Annotated in this window: 15 protein-coding genes and 1 pseudogene; 8 read left to right on the forward strand and 8 right to left on the reverse strand. The window is 48.5% G+C overall.

Annotated elements, in window-relative coordinates; translation table 11 throughout:
• The 3 genes from ABK821_RS08435 to ABK821_RS08445 all read left to right on the forward strand — a co-directional run bounded on the left by ABK821_RS08435 (position 1) and on the right by ABK821_RS08445 (position 3,512).
• Complete coding sequence (locus ABK821_RS08435; protein WP_343178773.1) at positions 1-987, forward strand: NAD(P)-dependent oxidoreductase; 987 nt, start codon at positions 1-3, stop codon at positions 985-987.
• An 8-nt stretch (positions 988-995) separates the two neighbouring features.
• Entirely contained in the window at positions 996-1,946 is a 951-nt protein-coding gene (arcC, locus tag ABK821_RS08440) for a carbamate kinase (RefSeq protein ID WP_343178772.1), read from the forward strand.
• A 123-nt stretch (positions 1,947-2,069) separates the two neighbouring features.
• A complete protein-coding gene (locus ABK821_RS08445) occupies positions 2,070-3,512 on the forward strand; it encodes a sodium:solute symporter (RefSeq protein WP_343178771.1) in 1,443 nt (480 codons plus the stop codon).
• On the opposite strand, the gene ABK821_RS08450 is transcribed toward ABK821_RS08445, so the two are convergent.
• Positions 3,442-5,100, reverse strand: a complete 1,659-nt coding sequence (locus tag ABK821_RS08450; protein WP_343178770.1) for a PucR family transcriptional regulator — start codon at positions 5,098-5,100, stop codon at positions 3,442-3,444. The two genes, ABK821_RS08445 and ABK821_RS08450, sit on opposite strands and share 71 nt — an antisense overlap.
• A gap of 296 nt (positions 5,101-5,396) precedes the next feature.
• The gene (locus ABK821_RS08455) at positions 5,397-6,851 is read right to left on the reverse strand and encodes an AMP nucleosidase (RefSeq protein WP_343178769.1); all 1,455 of its coding nucleotides are present in this window, start codon (positions 6,849-6,851) and stop codon (positions 5,397-5,399) included.
• Positions 6,852-7,223: 372 nt separating this feature from the next.
• Between ABK821_RS08455 and ABK821_RS08460 the strand changes: the two genes are divergently transcribed.
• The gene (locus tag ABK821_RS08460) at positions 7,224-8,765 is read left to right on the forward strand and encodes an alpha/beta hydrolase (protein WP_395033916.1); all 1,542 of its coding nucleotides are present in this window, start codon (positions 7,224-7,226) and stop codon (positions 8,763-8,765) included.
• Here the strand turns inward: ABK821_RS08460 and ABK821_RS08465 are convergent.
• A complete protein-coding gene (locus ABK821_RS08465) occupies positions 8,757-9,689 on the reverse strand; it encodes a nucleoside recognition domain-containing protein (RefSeq protein WP_138361542.1) in 933 nt (310 codons plus the stop codon). The two genes, ABK821_RS08460 and ABK821_RS08465, sit on opposite strands and share 9 nt — an antisense overlap.
• A 265-nt stretch (positions 9,690-9,954) precedes the next feature.
• Here ABK821_RS08465 and ABK821_RS08470 point away from each other — a divergent pair.
• Positions 9,955-10,065 (forward strand): annotated as a pseudogene (locus ABK821_RS08470) (hypothetical protein); the annotation flags it as partial.
• 191 nt (positions 10,066-10,256) lie between these two features.
• Here the strand turns inward: ABK821_RS08470 and ABK821_RS08475 are convergent.
• Entirely contained in the window at positions 10,257-11,225 is a 969-nt protein-coding gene (locus tag ABK821_RS08475) for a threonine/serine dehydratase (RefSeq protein WP_142501535.1), read from the reverse strand.
• A gap of 111 nt (positions 11,226-11,336) precedes the next feature.
• Positions 11,337-12,365 carry an NAD(P)-dependent alcohol dehydrogenase gene (locus ABK821_RS08480; protein ID WP_138361539.1) on the reverse strand — a complete coding sequence of 343 codons (1,029 nt, stop codon included), beginning with the start codon at positions 12,363-12,365 and terminating at the stop codon, positions 11,337-11,339.
• A 102-nt stretch (positions 12,366-12,467) separates the two neighbouring features.
• Here ABK821_RS08480 and ABK821_RS08485 point away from each other — a divergent pair, with 102 nt between their 5' ends.
• On the forward strand, positions 12,468-13,394 hold the full coding sequence (locus ABK821_RS08485; protein ID WP_138361538.1) for a LysR family transcriptional regulator: 927 nt from the start codon (positions 12,468-12,470) through the stop codon (positions 13,392-13,394).
• Positions 13,395-14,050: 656 nt separating this feature from the next.
• Positions 14,051-14,272, forward strand: a complete 222-nt coding sequence (locus ABK821_RS08490; RefSeq protein WP_241675631.1) for an STN domain-containing protein — start codon at positions 14,051-14,053, stop codon at positions 14,270-14,272.
• Positions 14,273-14,676: 404 nt separating this feature from the next.
• On the opposite strand, the gene ABK821_RS08495 is transcribed toward ABK821_RS08490, so the two are convergent.
• Positions 14,677-15,762 (reverse strand): porin, encoded by a 1,086-nt coding sequence (locus ABK821_RS08495; protein ID WP_142501533.1) that lies wholly within the window; start codon positions 15,760-15,762, stop codon positions 14,677-14,679.
• Positions 15,763-16,184: 422 nt separating this feature from the next.
• Between ABK821_RS08495 and ABK821_RS08500 the strand changes: the two genes are divergently transcribed.
• Positions 16,185-16,997 carry a helix-turn-helix domain-containing protein gene (locus ABK821_RS08500; protein WP_138361535.1) on the forward strand — a complete coding sequence of 271 codons (813 nt, stop codon included), beginning with the start codon at positions 16,185-16,187 and terminating at the stop codon, positions 16,995-16,997.
• A gap of 25 nt (positions 16,998-17,022) precedes the next feature.
• Here ABK821_RS08500 and ABK821_RS08505 read toward each other — a convergent pair whose 3' ends face one another.
• Positions 17,023-18,324 carry a BNR repeat-containing protein gene (locus ABK821_RS08505; RefSeq protein WP_142501532.1) on the reverse strand — a complete coding sequence of 434 codons (1,302 nt, stop codon included), beginning with the start codon at positions 18,322-18,324 and terminating at the stop codon, positions 17,023-17,025.
• Complete coding sequence (locus ABK821_RS08510; RefSeq protein ID WP_395033917.1) at positions 18,321-18,794, reverse strand: hypothetical protein; 474 nt, start codon at positions 18,792-18,794, stop codon at positions 18,321-18,323. Before ABK821_RS08510 ends, ABK821_RS08505 begins: the two co-directional genes overlap by 4 nt.
• Positions 18,795-18,950: the final 156 nt, after the last annotated feature.

The raw sequence follows: 18,950 nt of genomic DNA on the forward strand, positions 1-18,950 counted from the left end.
ATGAAGATAGTAATAAGTGACTATAAAGATTCCATGATGCCTCTGCATGACAACGAAATCACTATATTGACGGCGGGATTACCTGATGCGGAAATTATCATCTACGAATATACAGATGAAAAACGTGATGAATTTATTAGCCTGCTTTCTGATGCTGATGCTCTTCTGACAGCTTTTATTCGCCTTGATGCTCAGTTTTTTTCAAGAGCGAAAAATTTGCGTGTGGTGTCTATTAACGCTACAGGTTATGACAATGTCGATCTTAGCGCCGCGACCGCTCATGGTGTGGGGATATGTCCGGTGGCAGAGTACTGTACCAGGGACGTCGCCGAGCACACCATTGCGTTGATGCTTGCATTGAACAAGAATCTCAAATCCTACACTTATGATATTGAGCAAAACTACTGCTGGCGGTATGACTTTCCACGCAGACCGGAGCGTATTGAGATGCAAACCCTTGGTATTTTCGGTTTGGGCAAAATCGGTAGTCAGGTAGCCCGTCTCGCTAAAGCATTGGGTATGCGGATAATTGCTGTCGATCCTGCGGTCACCCCAGAACGAGCGTGTTCTATTGGGGTAGAAATGGTTACTCCAGAGGATATCTGGCAGAAAGCTGATGTGATTACTAACCATATGAATCTGGGAAATACCAATGTTGCCTACTTCACAATCAAAGAGTTTGCGCAAATGCGGCGTAACCCTATTTTCCTGAATCTGGGGCGGGGGTTAAGCGTCGATGAAGCCGCGCTGGCAGAGGCCCTGGATAGGGGGTTAGTTCGTGGAGCAGGGCTGGATGTGTTAAATGATGAAACGCCGCAGCTTGCCGGGCATCCGTTAGCCCGACGGGCTAACGTGATTATCACTCCGCATTCAGCATTTTATTCAACCCAATCAATGACCGAGCTTCAGCGAATTTCCTGTGACAACATCGTTAATTTTTTGACAGGGCACTGCATGGATGTGTTTCGGCTGGTTAATGAGGTTTAGGGGGAAGCATGCTGGAGAAACTAAAAATAGTTATTGCGCTGGGGGGGAATGCTTTGCAGTCTAAGGATAGCGCGCCTACTGCCGAGGCCCAATTATCCGTGATTAAACAGACCTGTGAGCGTATCGCTGATATCAGGCTGCAGGGTTATGATATAATCCTCGTGCATGGTAATGGCCCGCAAATAGGGCGAATTATTCTTGCCTGTGAAGCTGCGAAAGACGTTGTACCGCCAATGCCATTCGATGTATGCGGTGCTATGTCGCAGGGGTATATTGGCTACCATTTACAGCAATCGCTTAGGTATGCACTCAACCAACGGGGTTGTAAAACGGAAGTTGTCACTCTGGCGACACAAGTTTTAGTTGCTCGGAACGACCCGGCATTTCTTGTGCCATCCAAACCTATTGGACCATTTTATAGCCAGCATGAGGCTGAAGTTCTCACTCGTGAGAAAGGTTATATTATGCGCGAGGATGCCGGACGGGGTTGTCGCAGAGTCGTGGGTTCTCCGCTACCGCAACGAATCGTCGAAATTGATGCGATAAAAAAAATGGCAGAAACCGCCATAGTAATAACATGCGGTGGCGGTGGTATCCCGGTTATTGAAAATACTGATGGCTCTCTGGAAGGGGTGGCTGCTGTTATAGATAAAGATTTTGCTGCAGAACTATTGGCTGAAGAGCTTAATGCAGACATATTACTCATACTCACCGAAGTTGAGAGAGTTGCAATAAATTTCAATACGCCACAGCAGCGGGATCTTTCCCGATTAACATTAGTACGAGCAAATCGATATATCAAGGAAGGTCATTTTTCTCCGGGGAGCATGTTGCCAAAGATACAGGCAGCACTAAAGTTTGTACATAGATATCCGAAACGACGGGCAATTATTACATCACTCGACAAGGCATTACAGGCATTAGAGGGAAAAACAGGTACCACAGTCGAGTTTTCCTGATAAAACATCGAGTGATCTCACTGCTGAATAATAAAAGTGTTTTGTGCTTCACTTTTTTTAATTATGAGTTATAGGAAAATAGATTAAGGGATTTACTGAGGCCAGAGATAAAGGGAAACAGTTATGCTAACAATGGTTGATTATCTGTTTATTATTGTCTATCTGCTCGGAATTGCCATCGTGGGATTATTGTCGCTAAAATTTGCTCGTTCTAAAGAAGATTTTCTTGTTGCCGGCAGACGACTTTCTTTGCCGATATTTTTTAGTTGTATGGCTGCTCTGGCATTAGGCGGTGGTTCAACGGTGGGCAGCGTGCGCCTCGGTTATGAGTTTGGTGTCGGAGGCATCTGGTTGAATCTGAGTATTGGCATTGGGCTTATTGTTACAGGATTACTGGTTTCGTCGAAGCTGGCAAAACTAAAAGCGCTGAGTATTAACGAAATCGTTGAGGAAAACTATGGTTATGTGGCTAAATTATTCAGTACTCTGCTAACGTTAATTTATACTATTACGCTAAGTGTAGTGCAGGTAATCGCTATTGGTGAAATTATTAGTGGTACACTGCAAACAAATTTTACATTATCAATGGTTGCAGGCGGAGGGATTGTTATTATCTATACGTTTATCGGTGGAATGTGGTCTGTGACCCTAACAGATGTCATTCAATTTGCAATAAAAACCGTTGGTTTTATTATTCTTGCACCGGTTTTCAGTATTTCGGCGGTGGGAGGGTGGAATGTGTTTGTCAATAACTTGCCGCCGTCCCACTTTTCAATTACCAGTATTGGCATAGAAGATATTGTGCTCTATCTAGTTCTATATGTTCCCGGAATTATTATTGGTCAGGATATCTGGCAGCGAATTTTTACGGCTAAAAACAATTACGTTGCCAAGACTGGGACCCTCTGTGCAGGGATTTATAGTATTGTTTATGCTTTTGCAACAGTGATTATCGGCATGTGTGTTTGCATTATGCAACCCTCACTTAGCGATCCACAAAACGCGTTTGTGCAGGGAGTTATAGACTTTCTTCCTTCGGGTATAAAGGGAATTGTACTCGCAGCGGCAATGGCTGCAACAATGTCTGTTGCCAGCGGCACTATTCTGGCATCATCAACTATTCTCTATAATGATATCTACCATAGCTATTTGGATAAAGAACCAACTGAAAAAAAGGCCATTTGGGCAACAAGGTTGTTTGCTGCCATTATCGGAATTGTCGTTATGATTTGCGCACTATGGATCCGCGATGTACTGGTGGGAATTAAAATTTGCTATGGCTATCTATCTGGCTGTGTATTTATTCCGTTGTTGGCCAGTTTTATTCTTACGCGTTTTAGTCCCAAGGCCGGTCTTTGGTCACTGGGAGGTAGCTTCGTAGTTGTGACTTTTCTCTTTATCCATTTAGGAACCTCTTCAGTTTTCCCTATTCTGTATGGAATGCTGTCGGGATTAATTATCTATGTTGCCATTCATATAGCGAGTAAACATAAAATTAAATCACGCTTTTATCAAAGTGACCAAGCTGTAGAGCCAAATGAATCTTCATCGCCAGTTGAACATTGAAGAGATCTTCTGCCTTGTTGATATTGCAGTTAAGAATTTTATTGATGGTATTAAACCGAGCAATCAGGGTGTTTTTATGAATGAAGAGTTGTTTTTCGGTTTTGGTTTTTGAACAATCGTTATTAATCCATGTTGTTAATGTATCAAATAGATGGCTGTGATGTTCTTTATCATAGTCAAGTAGCGGTTTGATGTAGGTCTCATACATTTCCTTGAGAAAATAACCAGAAATATACTCTTGTCTGTCGATAAAGAAACGAAGCACTCCGAGGTCCTGATACTTGTAATAAGGTACGATGCTGGCTGTTGATGACAAAAATTGTGCGGTTCGTTGTGCTTGAGTAAACCCCATGCGAATATTTTTCAGGGCTACAGGTTCACTGATGCCAATATAAATTTTTGTATAGCCGGTGGTAAGAATGAACAGTTTGCGAATATCGGCTATCAGAGATTCAAGAGCATCATTCGGCCAGGGGATTAAGACTATTTGTGAGTTGAACTTTTCGAATGTAATAATGTGATCGCTGTTACTAATTTGTTTTTTCAGAATGTCATGAAACTGATTTAATCGATTGTTCTGTAATTCAATAGATCTAATACCATCAGGATTACTATACAATAGATTGGCAACAATATACTGACGGTGAATTTTCTTACCTGTTGGAGCCAACATGGTTTCAATGCTGTGTTGAGATAATTTATCTTCCGAAAGTAATCGGTCCATAATAAGCTGATTAAAGCGTCGGGTAGCGTTACTTATTTCACTCATTTTTGTTACATGTAACGCGACAAATAAACCATATTGTTGGATGCGGACAGTTTCGTCGGCCGGTATTTCGACAACGTTATCATCGAGCAAGATAATAATATAGCCATATTTTATATGATTCAGGATGACAGGGTAGAATAATAGTTGTTTCCCTGGGATGGACAATATTTTACCCCAATAACAAAAAGTTTGTATTCTGGTATTATCCATAGTCTGCATATGCAACGCTGACGGTTTGAGCTGATTAATACTTAGCTCTCTGGTATGGTTTTTCCAGTTAATATCGTCGGATGCACCGATCAAATAAAGGTCACTATCGGTAATTGCGTGGCTCAGGCCAGTAGCAGAGCGGAAGCGGCAGCACATTTCCGGTAGCGAAACACCATCGATCATGGCATTCATCAGCAGAGAGTGAACTTTTTGACTTTCCTCAATGATATGATAAGGCTTACGAATAATGGCATTGAGTATAGGATTCATTACTTCTTCCCAACTATAATTTGCCGGAATTAACATGATCGGGAATCCAACCTCATCGCACCACGAGAAAATGTCTGGTGAAATTCTTAGTGTGAATTTCTCTTTGGTAATAATACCAGCAACATTTTTTGCCAGTAGTGTATCAACCATTTCTTTGGAAAAACACTGTTCAAATAGCACGCCAGAAATAACTACTTCGCCACCTTTAAGCCAATCTGCAATCTCCGGTATATCCATTATTGTCACCGTGGTTACTGCACGCTGAAAGCCGCTAGCCCCGGCTCTGATTTGTATTCCGTTTAAACTACCAATCATGAGTACATCCTGAATAACAAACATAATGAACTCCTGTTGAATCACTGATGCCAGACGCAGATATTCCTTAGTGTTAAAATATTGTAATAAAATTTAGATAATACAATAGGAACATATTATACAAGAGTCTTGTATGTATTTTTGTGGAATATGTTGGTTATTAGCCATTGGGTATTTTTCTGATGCAAACACGAAAGAACGCAATAGCCCATCGGCAGCGGCCAAAGCCGCATGCAAGGCCAGAGTGACGAAACATGCGATGCTGAGTTCGGGTACCGGATGGCACCCGATGTTTTATCTGCCGCGAAATGGGTCGGAGATTAGCGAAATGGCGGCTCGTTGAAGGTTCTCAGTTTGCGCGAGTGCATATGGTCGCCTTCGGCGCGCAGCAGGTCAATCGCCCGGATACCAATCTGTAAATGCTCGGAAATGGCCCCTTCATAGAACCGGTTGGCCTGGCCCGGCAGTTTAATTTCTCCGTGCAGCGGTTTATCGGATACGCACAGCAGAGTGCCGTAGGGGACGCGGAAGCGATAACCCTGAGCGGCAATGGTGGCGCTCTCCATATCGATGGCCACCGCGCGGCTGAGATTAAAACGCAGCGCTGAGGCGGAATAGCGCAGTTCCCAGTTACGATCGTCGGTGGTGACCACTGTCCCGGTGCGTAGCCGTTGTTTAACTTCTTCACCCGGCATGCCGCTGACCTGTTTCGTGGCGTCATAAAGCGCACGCTGGACTTCGGCGATGCTCGGAATCGGGATATCCGGCGGCAGCACCGCGTCCAGCACATGGTCGTCGCGCAGATAGGCGTGAGCCAGCACATAGTCGCCGATGGTCTGGCTTTCTCGCAGACCGCCGCAGTGGCCAATCATCAGCCAGACGTCCGGGCGCAACACCGCCAGATGATCGCAGATATTTTTGGCGTTCGCAGGCCCTACGCCGATATTAATCAATGTGATCCCCTGACCATCTTTGGTGATCAGGTGCCAGGCCGGCATCTGATGCTTCTTCCATGCGAGATCGGAAATGGCTTCTTCCGGGGCTTCTGTATCCGCAGTGATCCAGATCCCGCCCGCGCAGGATAAGGCAATATAAGGGCTATCGGGATCGAGAATTTGGCTACAGCCCCAGCGTACGAACTCATCGACGTAACGGGTGTAATTGGTAAACAGCACGTACGGCTGGAAATGGTCAACCGGGGTGCCGGTATAGTGGCGCAACCGGGCCAGAGAGAAATCCACACGGCGGGCGTCGAAGTGCGAAAGCGGATAGAACGCGGTCGAATGGAACAGGCCGTCGGCGGTTTCATCGCCAATTTGCGAAAGCTCTGTGGTCGGGAAAAAACGGGTCAACCCGGCACTCATGGAACGATCAAGTGTTAATTCAGAACCATCAATGACATACGGATAGGGAATTTCATGCTGCGATAATCCGACGGTGATGCAGGCGTCATAATCCTGATACAACAGGGTGAGCTGCTCCAGCAAATAGGCGCGAAAAAGTGTGGGATTAGTGATAGTGGTGGTGTAGCAACCGGTGTGGGTAAAGCGACCCCAGGCGCGGGTTTTTGACGCTTTATGTTCAGCGCCATCCCATGTGACTGACAGTTGCGGATACACGAACAAGCCTTCCGCGCGTGCGCTATCCTCGGGGAGCGTATTATGAGTAATATATTCGCCGATGGCTTTACGCAGCGCATTGACCGATTTTTCATACAGCGTTTCAAGTTGCGTAAGGGCTTGTTCTGGGGTCAGCCTGGCGGCATTTTGGTTCATGACTTACTCCTTGTTTTGCTCTGCCGACGTTGTGCTTAGTATGTCACAGACTGGAAAAGACGGTGGAGAATTTCACCGTTTCAACAGGAAAAGTACTGAAATTAGAATCAGTTGACGCAGGGGAGGGCGATGACTGCGCCTCAGCGACGCCCATGGCGGCCGTGTTTGTCGCGGATGGTCTCTTTTTAACCCCGCCGCGCGGTTTGTTTAGCGCAGATCCGTTACACCCGAGAGAATGAATGTTGGTTCCCTTTTCTGACCGTCACAACGGGCGGTTGGTTTATTCTATGTTTAAAAAGTGAATTGCAGGATCGGTGTCGGGCGGCGTAATTTGCCAATCGGGTGTGCAAAAGAGAGAGTTCGGACAAAAATATGGCAATGATGCGCTTTACCCGGATTCTCAATAAGTCGGGCGTGAGAATGGTCTCTTTGGCGAAAAAATGTTTCATGGGCCTGCTGGTCGTGGTGGTGGTCTTTTTTATTGGGCGTATTTACGAGTCACAGCGTGGCCCCGCGCTACACCGTTGGCATACCTGGACCGCAGATGAAATGACGGCCAGCGAGATAGATCATGCCACCTTTGCGCAATATCTGGCGCGGGAGGGGGCGATTTTCCGCGATCTGAAAAGCACGATCACCGATGCGCTGAATGATGATGAAAAAACGACGATTAACCGTTTTTATGCGCAAAGCCTGGTCTATCCGGATAAGTTTCATCCCAACTGGAATCGTTCTTTTATTCTGTTGCCGCAGGGCAAGCCGCGCGGCGCGGCGGTGCTGCTCCATGGCCTGACGGATTCGCCTTACAGCGTACGGTACCTGGCGCAGCGTTATCAGCAGCAGGGATTTGTTGCCGTGGTGCCGAGGTTGCCGGGGCACGGTACCGCACCTGGCGCGCTGACCGCCGTTGACCGGAATGAGTGGATAGCGACTACCCGTCTGGCGGTACGGGAAGCGACGCGACTGACGGGGCCCGATGTGCCATTGCACATAATTGGTTACTCTAACGGCGGGGCGCTGGCGCTGAAATACGCGCTTGATAGTCTGGATGATAAATCGTTGCGCCGACCTCAGCAGATAATTTTGCTGTCGCCGATGATTGGCGTCACCGCGTTTGCCCGTTTTGCCGGGATTGCGGGCCTGCCCTCGATTTTTCCGGCCTTTGCCCGCGCCGCATGGCTTAATATTGTCCCGGAATTCAATCCCTATAAATACAATTCGTTTCCGGTCAAAGCGGCGAGGCAGTCGTGGCTGTTGTCTCAGGCGTTGCAGCAGCAGATCGTGAAAGCGTCGCAGAACAAACGGCTGGCTGAATTAGCGCCGGTGTTAACTTTTCAGTCGGTGATGGATTCAACGGTAAGCACCCGCGCGGTGGTGGATTCGCTTTATCGCTATTTGCCGGATAACGGCAGCGAACTGGTGATTTTTGATATTAATCAGGCGGCGAACCTTCGTGCGCTATTCCGTCCCTCGCTTTATTCGGCGGTGAGCAGCTTACTACCGTCGGCGCCACGGCCCTATGCAACGACGATTATCACCAATGCCGCGGCTGACACCGATGATACGGTGGCCCGCACAACGCTTGCCGGCACGCGGACGGAAACCGTGACGCCGCTGCATATTACCTGGCCGCAGGATATGTATTCATTGTCGCACGTCGCGGTGCCGTTCCCGCTGAGCGATTCGCTCTATGGCCGGGAACCGGTGGAGAAAAATCGCTACGGGATCAGCATTGGCACGATTTCTTTGCGCGGGGAAACGTCGACCCTGAGTATCGGGCTGGATACGCTGATGCGCGTCACCTCCAATCCGTTTTTCCCGTGGATGATGGCCCGGGTTGACCATCACATTGCCTGTAGCTTTCAGGCTGACGTCGCGGCCTGCCTCCGTGCGCAGGCGGCAGGATCAGAATAGCGTGAGGTGCATAATCGTGCGGATGATAATTCCGGCGATGGCGCCGGTTGCGGCGAAACGGAACAGGCGTACGAAACGCGAGCTGACGCCCAGGAAGATGCCGATGCCAGGGAGATCGAACGTCTGAACTAACAGCCCGGCGGAGGCGTTAATCTGGCTCACGGTCACCTTACCCTGCTGAATGAGTTCAGAAATCACGCCAAAATAAGCCGTTCCCCCGGCAACACACTTGACCAGCGCCGGTAGCACGAAGTTAACGGGAATATTCAGCCACAACAGCAGCGGCAGCAGGAGGTGCTGGAGCATCTCAATCACGCCTGCGGCTTGCATAACGCCCACGATAGCCAGCGACAAAATCAGCATTGGCACCGCACCAAGCGCCAGTCGAATGGCGTCGGAACCGGCACTGTTGATCACGGCGATAATCCCCCGATTATTTTGCTCGGCGTTGGGGAGCGCTTCTGACCGGGGATTCTCAATCGTAGACAGCTTGCGACCGGTAATATGCCAGGTTACCGCGGCGGCACACAGCCCGCCAGCGATCGAAATGACAATAGAGGCCAGCCAGTGCAGGCCAAATGGCGTTAACGGATAGAAAACGTTACCTTGCCCCATGGCGAAAAGCATCGCCAGCGTAGCCGCCATCTGTCGATCCGACGCACCGCGTTTATCCATAATGGCCAGCGTCGCCAGCGGGGCGGCAAAGCTGACGAAATTCATCTGGATCAGAGCAAACGCGCTCATCCCGGTTAAGCCGAACGGCTTCAGCAGCGGCGCGAGCCAGCGTACGATGACGTCCAGCACCCCGCGTACTTCCAGATATTTCATTACGATGAGCATGACAACCATGATTGGCAGCAGCGTGTAAAGCGCCACATCGACGGAGCTTTTTCCCGCCGACATAATAATGCTGATGAAGTCCATCTATTTCTCAATCACTGCGAACAGAAAGGATAATTACCGCCATCATAATCCCGGAGGAGAGGAAATGAAATCGTTACAGGGGATCTCTCTGTCCTGGAAGGGGGCACTAACTGTACTGGCAATAAGCTGAATCTGATGGGGAAATTTTACCTGCGGATATTTGCAAAGCCTGTTTTTGCTTCCAGAAAGAATGACAGAGGGTGATTTTCTTTGAGGATAAAACGATGCGAGGGTGTCTGCGGATAGTGTGGGTAACGCTGTTTATTTACGAATGGTGGCGGCGTGGAAACCGGCCGCTGACGGGCAAACGGAACTCACCCATCAGGATTTGCAGCAGGGCGTTATTTTGCTGGGGATTGCCGGGATGATGGATCCGCATTATCGGTTTTATGATGTTCCTGATTGTGGAAGTTGAAAAGCCGTTGACCCGGAGATGGCGCACGGTCTGAGATATGCCTGGTGGTATGGCACGGACAAAATCCAGAGCCGACGTTCGGGACGTCGGCTCTGATTGCTGACAATTCGTGCCCCGGGAAAATCACCGATGACATTTTTATATCTTTATTGTTACTTGATACCTGCGTGTTTTGTCCATACCTGCATCTCCGGGTATGTCACGTTCCCCCCGCATACGATAAGTCCAATAACCGCGTTCCGGGGAAGTGTGGGGATAACGGCGCGCGCGGCCGGAATAAGTGTCCCGGTTGCAGGTTCAACCCATTGTCTGGCTTTCTCGCCAAAAGAAATCATGCCTTGTATAGCATCGCTATCCGACACTAGGATGACCTTTTCAAGGTAGCGTTGAGCGTGTTCCAGCATCAGAGGATCGATCCGAGGAACGCCCAGAGTTGAAATGGTGGAGGTGATGTCCACGTTTACTGGCCTTCCTGCCGTTAACGCGTGGTACATCGAACTGGCCCCCTCGGTTTCCACTCCCCATATGCGGATGTCAGGATTACGGGATTTCAGTACCGTTGCGATGCCAGCCAGCATGGCTCCACCGCCCACCGCAACAAATACATCGGTTAATGAAGGGCAGTCAGCAATAAGTTCGAGTGCAAGGGTTCCATATCCTTCTGCGACCAGAGTGTCGCTACAGTCATCGATAACATGATATCCCTGTTCTGCAAGTTTCCTGGCCCGTTCAAACGCGGAACTGACATCTGCCTCAATAAGCACTGTGCTACCCGAATGGCGTATTTTTTCAACTGATGAGGCCGGGGCCGTTTTGGGCATAATGACGGTCACATTTACATCAAGCGCTTTTGCGGCTTCTGCTACTGCGATACCAAAGTTGCCGCCACTGACGGTAGCGAAACAGCCCTCTTTCAGGTTGCCAGTGAAAGCGGAAAGCAGGTTCAGCACGCCCCGGGGTTTAAAAGAGCCGCCAGTTTGCAAATTTTCCAGTTTGAGAAACACCTTTCTTCCCAGCATATCGGATAATCCCGGTGACAAAACCGTAGGGGTACGAATGACGGCATTTTTAATCCTTTCAGCCGCGGTAATAATTGAAGACAGGGTAAGGTAAGTGGTCATCAGTATGTCTCTTATTGAATGCGAACGGGTTAAAAGAGCATCAGGAAATGAGGGGGCAATGTCCCCCCCAGGCCAGATGAGAGTCGCCTTTTCTATTTATATGCTAAATCATCAACTGATGCGGATGACGATTTTCCCGAACGGTCCTCTCTCCAGATGCGTGAAGGCGGCTCTCGCATCGAAGAAATCGTAGATTTTATCAATCACCGGTTTGATTTGATGGTGGTCAACAGCCTGACATAGCTCTTCAAGGGCGCGTCGGTGGCCCACGGTAATCCCCTGAATATTTGCTCTTTTAAGCATCAATGGCACGGCAGGAAGAATCATCTCACCGCCTTTAAGAAAACCAATCTGAGCAATCCGCCCTCCCGGTGCAAGGGCTTCTGCAGACTGGCGCAGGTTGTCACCGCCGATAAGTTCCAGGATATGGTCAAATCCGCGTCCCCCGGACAACTCAGTAGCCCGCAATGCCCATTCTGGCGTCAGGCGGGTATTAACCAGACCTGATGCCCCGAGCGCCTTTGCGCGCTGTAGTTTTTCTTCACTACGCGAAATGACGGTGACTTCCGCACCCAGAGCCTGAGCCAACTGGAGCCCTGCCAGTGCCACGCCGCCGGTTCCCTGGACCAGCACTCGCTGCCCCTGTTTGAGTTTTCCTGTTTCTACAAGCGCGAACCAGGCCGTCAGGGCTGCAACCGGGAGAGTGGAGACCTCCTCGTCACTCAGTGAGTCAGGAGAAGCGACAGCAATATCTTCGTCGAGTATGACATATTCAGCCAGCATTCCGGGGAGCGGACCACCCAGCGATCGGCCGTGCCTGACCATATCATCCGGTGCATCACCATCCAGCCACTGCGTCCAGAAATTTCCGGTGACCCGGTCCCCGGTACGGAAACGGGTCACGCCGGGGCCTGTTGCGACAATCCTACCCGCCATATCTGAAACGGGCGTGAAAGGCATTTCCGGCAGGTCTGGCAACAGTTTCCCCTCCAGCACCAGTTTATCCCGGTAGTTAAGGGAGACCGCAGAGATTTTAACCAACAACTCGTTATATCCCGGTTTCGGTAAAGGGACTTCAGTCAGGTGAAGGTTTTCAGTGCCGAACGACGACAACTGCCAGCGTTTCATCATTTGAGCCATAGTGATTTCTCCAGTAAGTGGTGAAAATCATCTTATTGACAACAATACGGCGTGTATTGCGATATAAATGAATCATATTTCCTCTCAAATGGAGACAATCGAATGGCATTCATCCTGCATTCTCAGTTACTCAGCATGGCTGCTTTTGTGCATACGGTGGAGACAGGTAGCTTTACCGCTGCCGCAGTCCGGATGGGGGTATCAAAATCGGCAACCGGTAAACATGTTGCCCGACTTGAACAACGGCTCGGTGTTAAACTGCTGAACCGGACCACCCGCAGCATCAGCCTGACCGAAGAGGGAGAATTGTATTACCGGAGCTGCCTCAGGGTTATGGATGAGCTTGATGAAACAGAATCTCTTCTGGCGTCGCGCAAAAAGGTGGTTTCAGGTACGCTGCGCATCAGTCTCCCCGTCTCATATGGCCGGATTTGTGTCATGCCTGTCCTTGCTACACTGTGTGCTGAGTATCCGGCGCTCAGACTGGATATCACTTTTACCGATCGCCGGGTCGACCTTATCGAGGAAAATATCGATCTTGCTGTACGGCTCGGTGATACAGGTAACTCTGCCAGTCTTGCCGGGCGAAAAATCGCCACTCAGCGCTCTGTCATTTGTGCTTCGCCGGCATACATTAATCGCTATGGATTGCCTGGCTGCGCAGAAGAGTTGCTTTCACATGCTTGTCTTGGCTTTTCAAGGGACGGCAGAGTCTTGCCCTGGAAAGTGCTGGATGAAAATGGTCACATGGTCCTGCTTGAACCCACTATCCGTTACATTGTCAGCCACGGGGAGGCATTGAGGGATGCGGCGGTCAGGGGGATGGGGATTGCCTTTCTGTCAACTTGGTTGGCCGGAGACGAAATCGCTAAAGGAGAACTGAGGATAATACCGGTTAAGACTCCCGAACATGATGCCCCAGTTACGGCGCTATGGCCCGTTTCCAGAAATCTCTCCCCCCGGATCCGGGTGGTAGTGGATAGATTGTATGCGGATCTTGGTAAGGCGTTCTCCCGGAACCATTTGTGATGGACGCTGGAATATGATCAAGCGCGAAGCGCTCTTGTCAGAACACGCTGGATGGGGGCAGAGAGCGTGAATGTTAATTTTTACCGTTGCACCATTGCCAAAAAATTGGGGGGTAGAAAAATGCGGGGGTATTTACTCAGGTCCGGAAGGCGACTTTCCAGCTTATGGTGATAGAACGTTATCCACTGAGAACAACCTGATTGCGTATCGACATCTTGAGGGGGAACCCTCTTCCTTTGATTATGGGACAAGAATGGGGGAAAAGGTGCCAGATTTCCTGATGCATTTTCGTCATAGGCCAATGCTTAACATAATTAATTGTTAAATAAGATAAAATGTTACCTGTTGTTTCCCCAGTCTTATCGGCTTGCATGGGCCAGGACCCGCTTGTCGTCAGTACGATGGATGATTTATGGCCTGACAACTTTTCTGTTTCAGGTAAATTTCAAATAAAAATGGTTCGCTGAAATAGTAGATTAACGATTTTGTCATCGCTATCTTTACGTGACGTTGCTGAAGGAGTCAACAGAGTGAATGTAATAGAATCAACCTTGCGGTCCGTTTATTGGAAGATTTTAAGTACCAGCATGGCTTTTTTCATTATTGCATGCAGCACTTCACCGAACGTTCATTTTCCACAGGGAAAATGCGACGCTATGGCGGATTACGATATCCATTTTTATCGCTTTGATGAAACCGCCCAGGCGCTGGCGCACGGAACCGGGTGTTTTATCCGGACGGATCTCAGCCGGACGGCGTCGGTGAGGGTAAACCCGGTTAAAGGTCGGATGACAATCCGTGAGGCGCTCCATGAGGCAATCGCCGGAACGGCGTTGAAAGTGACTGAACAGCAGGCTGATTCCATGACCGTCAGGTAAACGGCGCGGCAGAGGTTAAGGTATGGGCAACGCAGTAAATTTTATTCTGTTGTCTGTCCTGGTATGCTCAGTATTGAGCTACTCTGGTGAGAGGGGCATGAGTAGCGCAAACAGACTGTGGCGCTCAGATGATGCTAACGGTGGGGCCGGACTCTCCGGAAAAAATGGCCAGCCGGGCATGAACGGTTGCCCGGGAGGGACGAGGCCATTCTCTGATGGCAAATACTACCTGCCCGGGACGCATGAAGAATGTCACCCGGCCCGCCGAACGGCCTCCCATCAAAGCGGGCATTTGGTGCGGGAGAGAATCTGATAAGGTTCATCACGCCGCAGCGAATATTCCCTCCTTTTCGTACAATACGGTGAAAAAAGCCGAAGATCCTTCTCAGCTTTTAATGGGGCAATCAGAAGTGATACGTTAAACCAAAACCAATCACATCATCATTGGTGATACCAAATTGTTGGTTATTGTCGAGCATGTTTATTTTGTAGTCGACATAAGTGACCATGTTGTCATTAAAGTAATACATCATGGCTAAATCAAGATAGCGAATTAAATCTACATTTCCTGTGTTTTCAATGTCAAACGCACGTGACCAAAAATAACCTACCTGAGGCCTGATTCCGTTATTAAATTGATATCCGGCTACCGCTTCCCAGTCGCGGGTTTTATTGGCAAAACCCAGTGATTTTATTGGCGTCAGATTATGGGTTTCCGCATAAATGGTCGCCAGATAGAGTTGTTTACCGGCATATTTAATACCGCCCCCCCACATATCAGCATACTCGCCTTTACCCAGTGATAGCGCCTGTTGAGCCGCCGTACGCCGAGATGATGAGCCAGCACCAACGATACTGATTTCATCTGTGGCATGCCATGTCAGCGACATTCCGTACCCTTCTCCGTTCTGTTTTATGGCTGAACGACTACTGCCTGTTGTTTCTGAACTGTCGTTAGCGCCCTGGTACTGGACAGCAAAATCAAGACCGTCAATCAGACCAAATGTATCGTGATTACGCCATGTCAATAATCCTGTCCCCCTGCCGGTCATAAAATTATCGCCCGCACTAAAGGTCAGATTGTTAAAAATCGGCGCATAGTCTGTATAGGATGCCAGATCATAATCAACGCCCCAGTTACGACCATAATCGAGGGAACCGAATGTCCCCGCATTCAGCCCCGCGTATGCCAGACGCGTGGCATTCCCGGTTTGAGCATCGCTGCCAGATTCAGTATGGTTAGCCTGAACGTTAACTTCCCACTGGGCATAACCTGATAACCATTCATTAATTCGTGTTTGCCCTTTAAATCCGAAACGAATAAACGTGTTGTCTCCGTTCAACGACGTATCATCACTAAAATAATGTCGCGCATGCACAGCGCCCGTAAGTTGTAGCTGATTACCGTCTTTATTGTATATTTCAGCTGCAAACAACGGAAAGGAAATGCTGAATATCATGCCCGCCAGGGTTAATTTTCTGATTATCATTTCTATTATTCCAGAATTAATGTTATGGGGTGTTTTAAATTCACCATGACACAACGTTGTTGCGTTTAAGCCAACATTGGATGGACTGTCAGAACTAATTTTACAAAATGTGTTAATACTACCTGTTGCTGTCGAAGTGTGATTTTATCGAAGGGTAAAATAGTGGAAAGGCCCTGGCGATGTGACTGTGAAACATATCAATACCATTTGTACTATTATGACAGGAAATGCATGAGGATGGCATTTATGTACACTGTCAATTGTACTATCAATAATGTTATAGAAACGCATTATCCCATGAAATAAAATGATGTTTCATATTCGTGATGCAAATCAATTTATCCTGCCTCATAAGGTCATAGATTATAAAATGTACTTCTTATCTGTTAGGCCCGGGACGCGGGGACTAAAGAGGGTTTGTTATGACACTTGTTCTTCCAAGGGATACTCATTTCCACCATCCTATGGAAAAGGTGGTATTCCATTTCTGGCAGCCAGAGAAAAGTATCAGTCGTGAACATACCCATGAATATTGTGAGCTTTTTTTGGTGGAGAGTGGGAGCGGCGTACATGTTATCAATGAAAAGCCGTATTTGTTGACCGCCGGGACACTTTGCTATCTAAATCGACAGGACTACCATCTCTTTGAGAATATGAATAATTTAAACCAGGTAAATCTCCTGTATCTGGGGCGCGATCAGTTTAATATTATCAAAGGGATAGACCATTTACTTCCCGCAGAGGATGAGACAAATATCTGGCAAATAGATATGCGGATAATGAAACATGTCATTAGCCGTCTTTCAGCTCATCAAGAGGGGGCGTTTATGGATAAATTTTTTGCCGAGAGTCATAAAGAGATGGTTTTTCTTGAGGCGCTGCATATTCTCAGCGAATGGCGATACAAAACACACGATTTTAGCTCCAGTGATGATCGTATTAGCCAGATAATCATCTGGTTAAATAACCACTGGGATCGACCACTGAATATTGATGGATTATGTCAGATGTTTGCGATATCCCGTCGTACTCTGCAACGTGGTTTTGCCGAATATACCGGAATTTCCCCACAGCAATATCTTTCTCTTCTCAAACTGCTGCAGGCAAAATATTGCCTGCAGTTTTCTCAGATGACCGTCTCAGAAGTTGCGATACATTGTGGTTTTACGGATATTAGCTATTTTTCCCGTCTGTTTCGTAAGCAGTTCGGTATTTCGCCGAATCAATGTCAGTAACCCGTCGTAAGGACGGGTTTCCATCTTACTCAATACCGGTATCAATCAACTCCAGTTGCGTAGCACCCACTTCAACAGGGTGGGGAACGTCGCGGAAGATGGGTAGCGTTTCCCAGCGTAGCCAGTAGCGGTGTTGTTCGTGCCCGTCGCTGTCCAGAGCGGCAACCAGTTGAACCACCGCGTCAGGGTGAATATGCTGTCGGGGCTGGCGTTGCGTAGTGCACATGGCCCGGTAAACTGCTTTATCAGCAATGACCTGCAGTGTTTCTTCATCGATTATCCATATCCCCTGGCCAGCGTTTGCTGTCTGCCATTCAACTTCCAGTCGGGAATGCCCCACCGGACGCGGAGGACAGAGGATCACATCAGGGGGGATGGAGCCAGGGCCTTTGAAATCCCAGCGGAAATCCCATCGGCTGATTTGTTTTTTCAGCCACGTACCTTTACCGTCAGGCCTTGCGAGCCAGGCCTGGGAATAACCCTGTTCGTCGTAGCGATGGAAAATCAGCACAGGACGCCCCTGATTATCAAATCCCACTTCCTGAACCATATTGATCAGACCCTCTTCCGGTGCGGCAGGGTCGACAATTTCTCCTGTTGAACGGGAAATGGGTAATGTCAGTGGCTTGCCAGCAGAGGTTTCCCAGTGCAGCAGATCCCGACTGCGGGCATAGGACAAATTGTTGTTGGTTTCACAATGGGGCGTTTCTCTCCACATCCAGATCATGTGCCAGTAACCATCTGGCCCGACTACCGGTGGTCTGGCATAACCATTACGTTCCCCGTCACCATTGAGTAGCGGCGTGTCCAGCAACCGGCCCCAGGTTTTACTCTGGTCATCCCAGCGGTTGTATATATCATCGCCGTTGCCGCTGCATCCATCCCGGTAGCGAAACAGCAATCGTCCGTTGCTGTCTTTAAAAAAGAGTGGATAGGTGGCTCGATTTTCGCGCTCGCCCACCATTGATAACACAGGTTGTATTGAGCAGATATCCAGCGGCTTTTGTGAGCGATAATAAATTAACGGATCGACATGCATGTTACCGGCCAAATGAATATAACCTTCAGCATCAATAGCCAGTGTCAGATAATTGTGTGAATCATAATCCGTTATATTTGAGAAGCGATGTCGCTCCTCAATCCAGAAGCCCTCCGGCTGGAACGTCTCCCATTCTTCAGCGAACGGTGCCCGACAGCCAATGGTTATACGGTGGGACGGGTCATACCATGCGGCAAACAAATATTCCTCATGCGTAACCAGACAGTACAGAACGGTAAAATCTGCACATGCCTCACCAATTAGCGAGGGAATAACATCTTGTTTCATAAACTACGCTCCTGATGGACTAAGGTGTTTTTTTTGGATAAAAAATAGATTGCAAGAATAATGGCTCCCAGGGGATGAAGTAGTGCGCCGGCATAAATCGGTACGGAATAACCAAAGTGGTCAATAATTGTCCCTACAAACCCATTGAAAATAATGGAACTGATTCCACCTAATGCACTCATAATGCCAATAGCGGTGGCAATGGCTATTCTTGGGGCAAGGCCGCCCATCATAATGGTTGCCATGCTTAGCCAGGCCGTACACATAAAATTGATAACCGTCATAATACCCGTTGCGGCAATGTCATTGGTGACAGAAGGTAAAAGGAAGACCAGTGGAGAAAGACAGGTGACCGACCAGATAATAATCAGTCGCGCACGTGTTGGCTCAATGCCACGCGCCACCAGACGGTCTGAAATTTTGCACACCAGAAGTACGCCAAATACGGCGGCAAGCGGTGGGAACCACATTAATTCCCCCACACGGGATAATGAGAGCCCTAAATAACTGCTCGGAATAGTAGATCACTCAGGGGGAACTCAGTCCGGTTTATGCGATCTGATCAATCGCTGAATATCCCAAATCACCAACCGGACTGAGCGATGCCGATCATAGCACCAATACCC

Origin of the sequence: Klebsiella sp. KE9456 (genome assembly GCF_043832615.1) — a bacterium.
In the GTDB taxonomy this organism is placed as follows: Bacteria; Pseudomonadota; Gammaproteobacteria; order Enterobacterales; family Enterobacteriaceae; genus Klebsiella; species Klebsiella indica.

Excerpts from the sequence above, each read along its gene's own strand:
- ABK821_RS08455 (WP_343178769.1), bottom strand. The coding sequence starts at position 6,851 with ATGAACCAAAATGCCGCCAGGCTGACCCCAGAACAAGCCCTTACGCAA.
- ABK821_RS08465 (WP_138361542.1), bottom strand. The coding sequence starts at position 9,689 with ATGGACTTCATCAGCATTATTATGTCGGCGGGAAAAAGCTCCGTCGAT.
- ABK821_RS08445 (WP_343178771.1), top strand. The coding sequence starts at position 2,070 with ATGCTAACAATGGTTGATTATCTGTTTATTATTGTCTATCTGCTCGGA.
- arcC (WP_343178772.1), top strand. The coding sequence starts at position 996 with ATGCTGGAGAAACTAAAAATAGTTATTGCGCTGGGGGGGAATGCTTTG.
- ABK821_RS08480 (WP_138361539.1), bottom strand. The coding sequence starts at position 12,365 with ATGGCTCAAATGATGAAACGCTGGCAGTTGTCGTCGTTCGGCACTGAA.
- ABK821_RS08435 (WP_343178773.1), top strand. The coding sequence starts at position 1 with ATGAAGATAGTAATAAGTGACTATAAAGATTCCATGATGCCTCTGCAT.
- ABK821_RS08500 (WP_138361535.1), top strand. The coding sequence starts at position 16,185 with ATGACACTTGTTCTTCCAAGGGATACTCATTTCCACCATCCTATGGAA.
- ABK821_RS08485 (WP_138361538.1), top strand. The coding sequence starts at position 12,468 with ATGGCATTCATCCTGCATTCTCAGTTACTCAGCATGGCTGCTTTTGTG.
- ABK821_RS08505 (WP_142501532.1), bottom strand. The coding sequence starts at position 18,324 with ATGAAACAAGATGTTATTCCCTCGCTAATTGGTGAGGCATGTGCAGAT.
- ABK821_RS08510 (WP_395033917.1), bottom strand. The coding sequence starts at position 18,794 with ATGTGGTTCCCACCGCTTGCCGCCGTATTTGGCGTACTTCTGGTGTGC.
- ABK821_RS08475 (WP_142501535.1), bottom strand. The coding sequence starts at position 11,225 with ATGACCACTTACCTTACCCTGTCTTCAATTATTACCGCGGCTGAAAGG.
- ABK821_RS08490 (WP_241675631.1), top strand. The coding sequence starts at position 14,051 with ATGGCGGATTACGATATCCATTTTTATCGCTTTGATGAAACCGCCCAG.
- ABK821_RS08450 (WP_343178770.1), bottom strand. The coding sequence starts at position 5,100 with ATGTTTGTTATTCAGGATGTACTCATGATTGGTAGTTTAAACGGAATA.
- ABK821_RS08460 (WP_395033916.1), top strand. The coding sequence starts at position 7,224 with ATGGCAATGATGCGCTTTACCCGGATTCTCAATAAGTCGGGCGTGAGA.
- ABK821_RS08495 (WP_142501533.1), bottom strand. The coding sequence starts at position 15,762 with ATGATAATCAGAAAATTAACCCTGGCGGGCATGATATTCAGCATTTCC.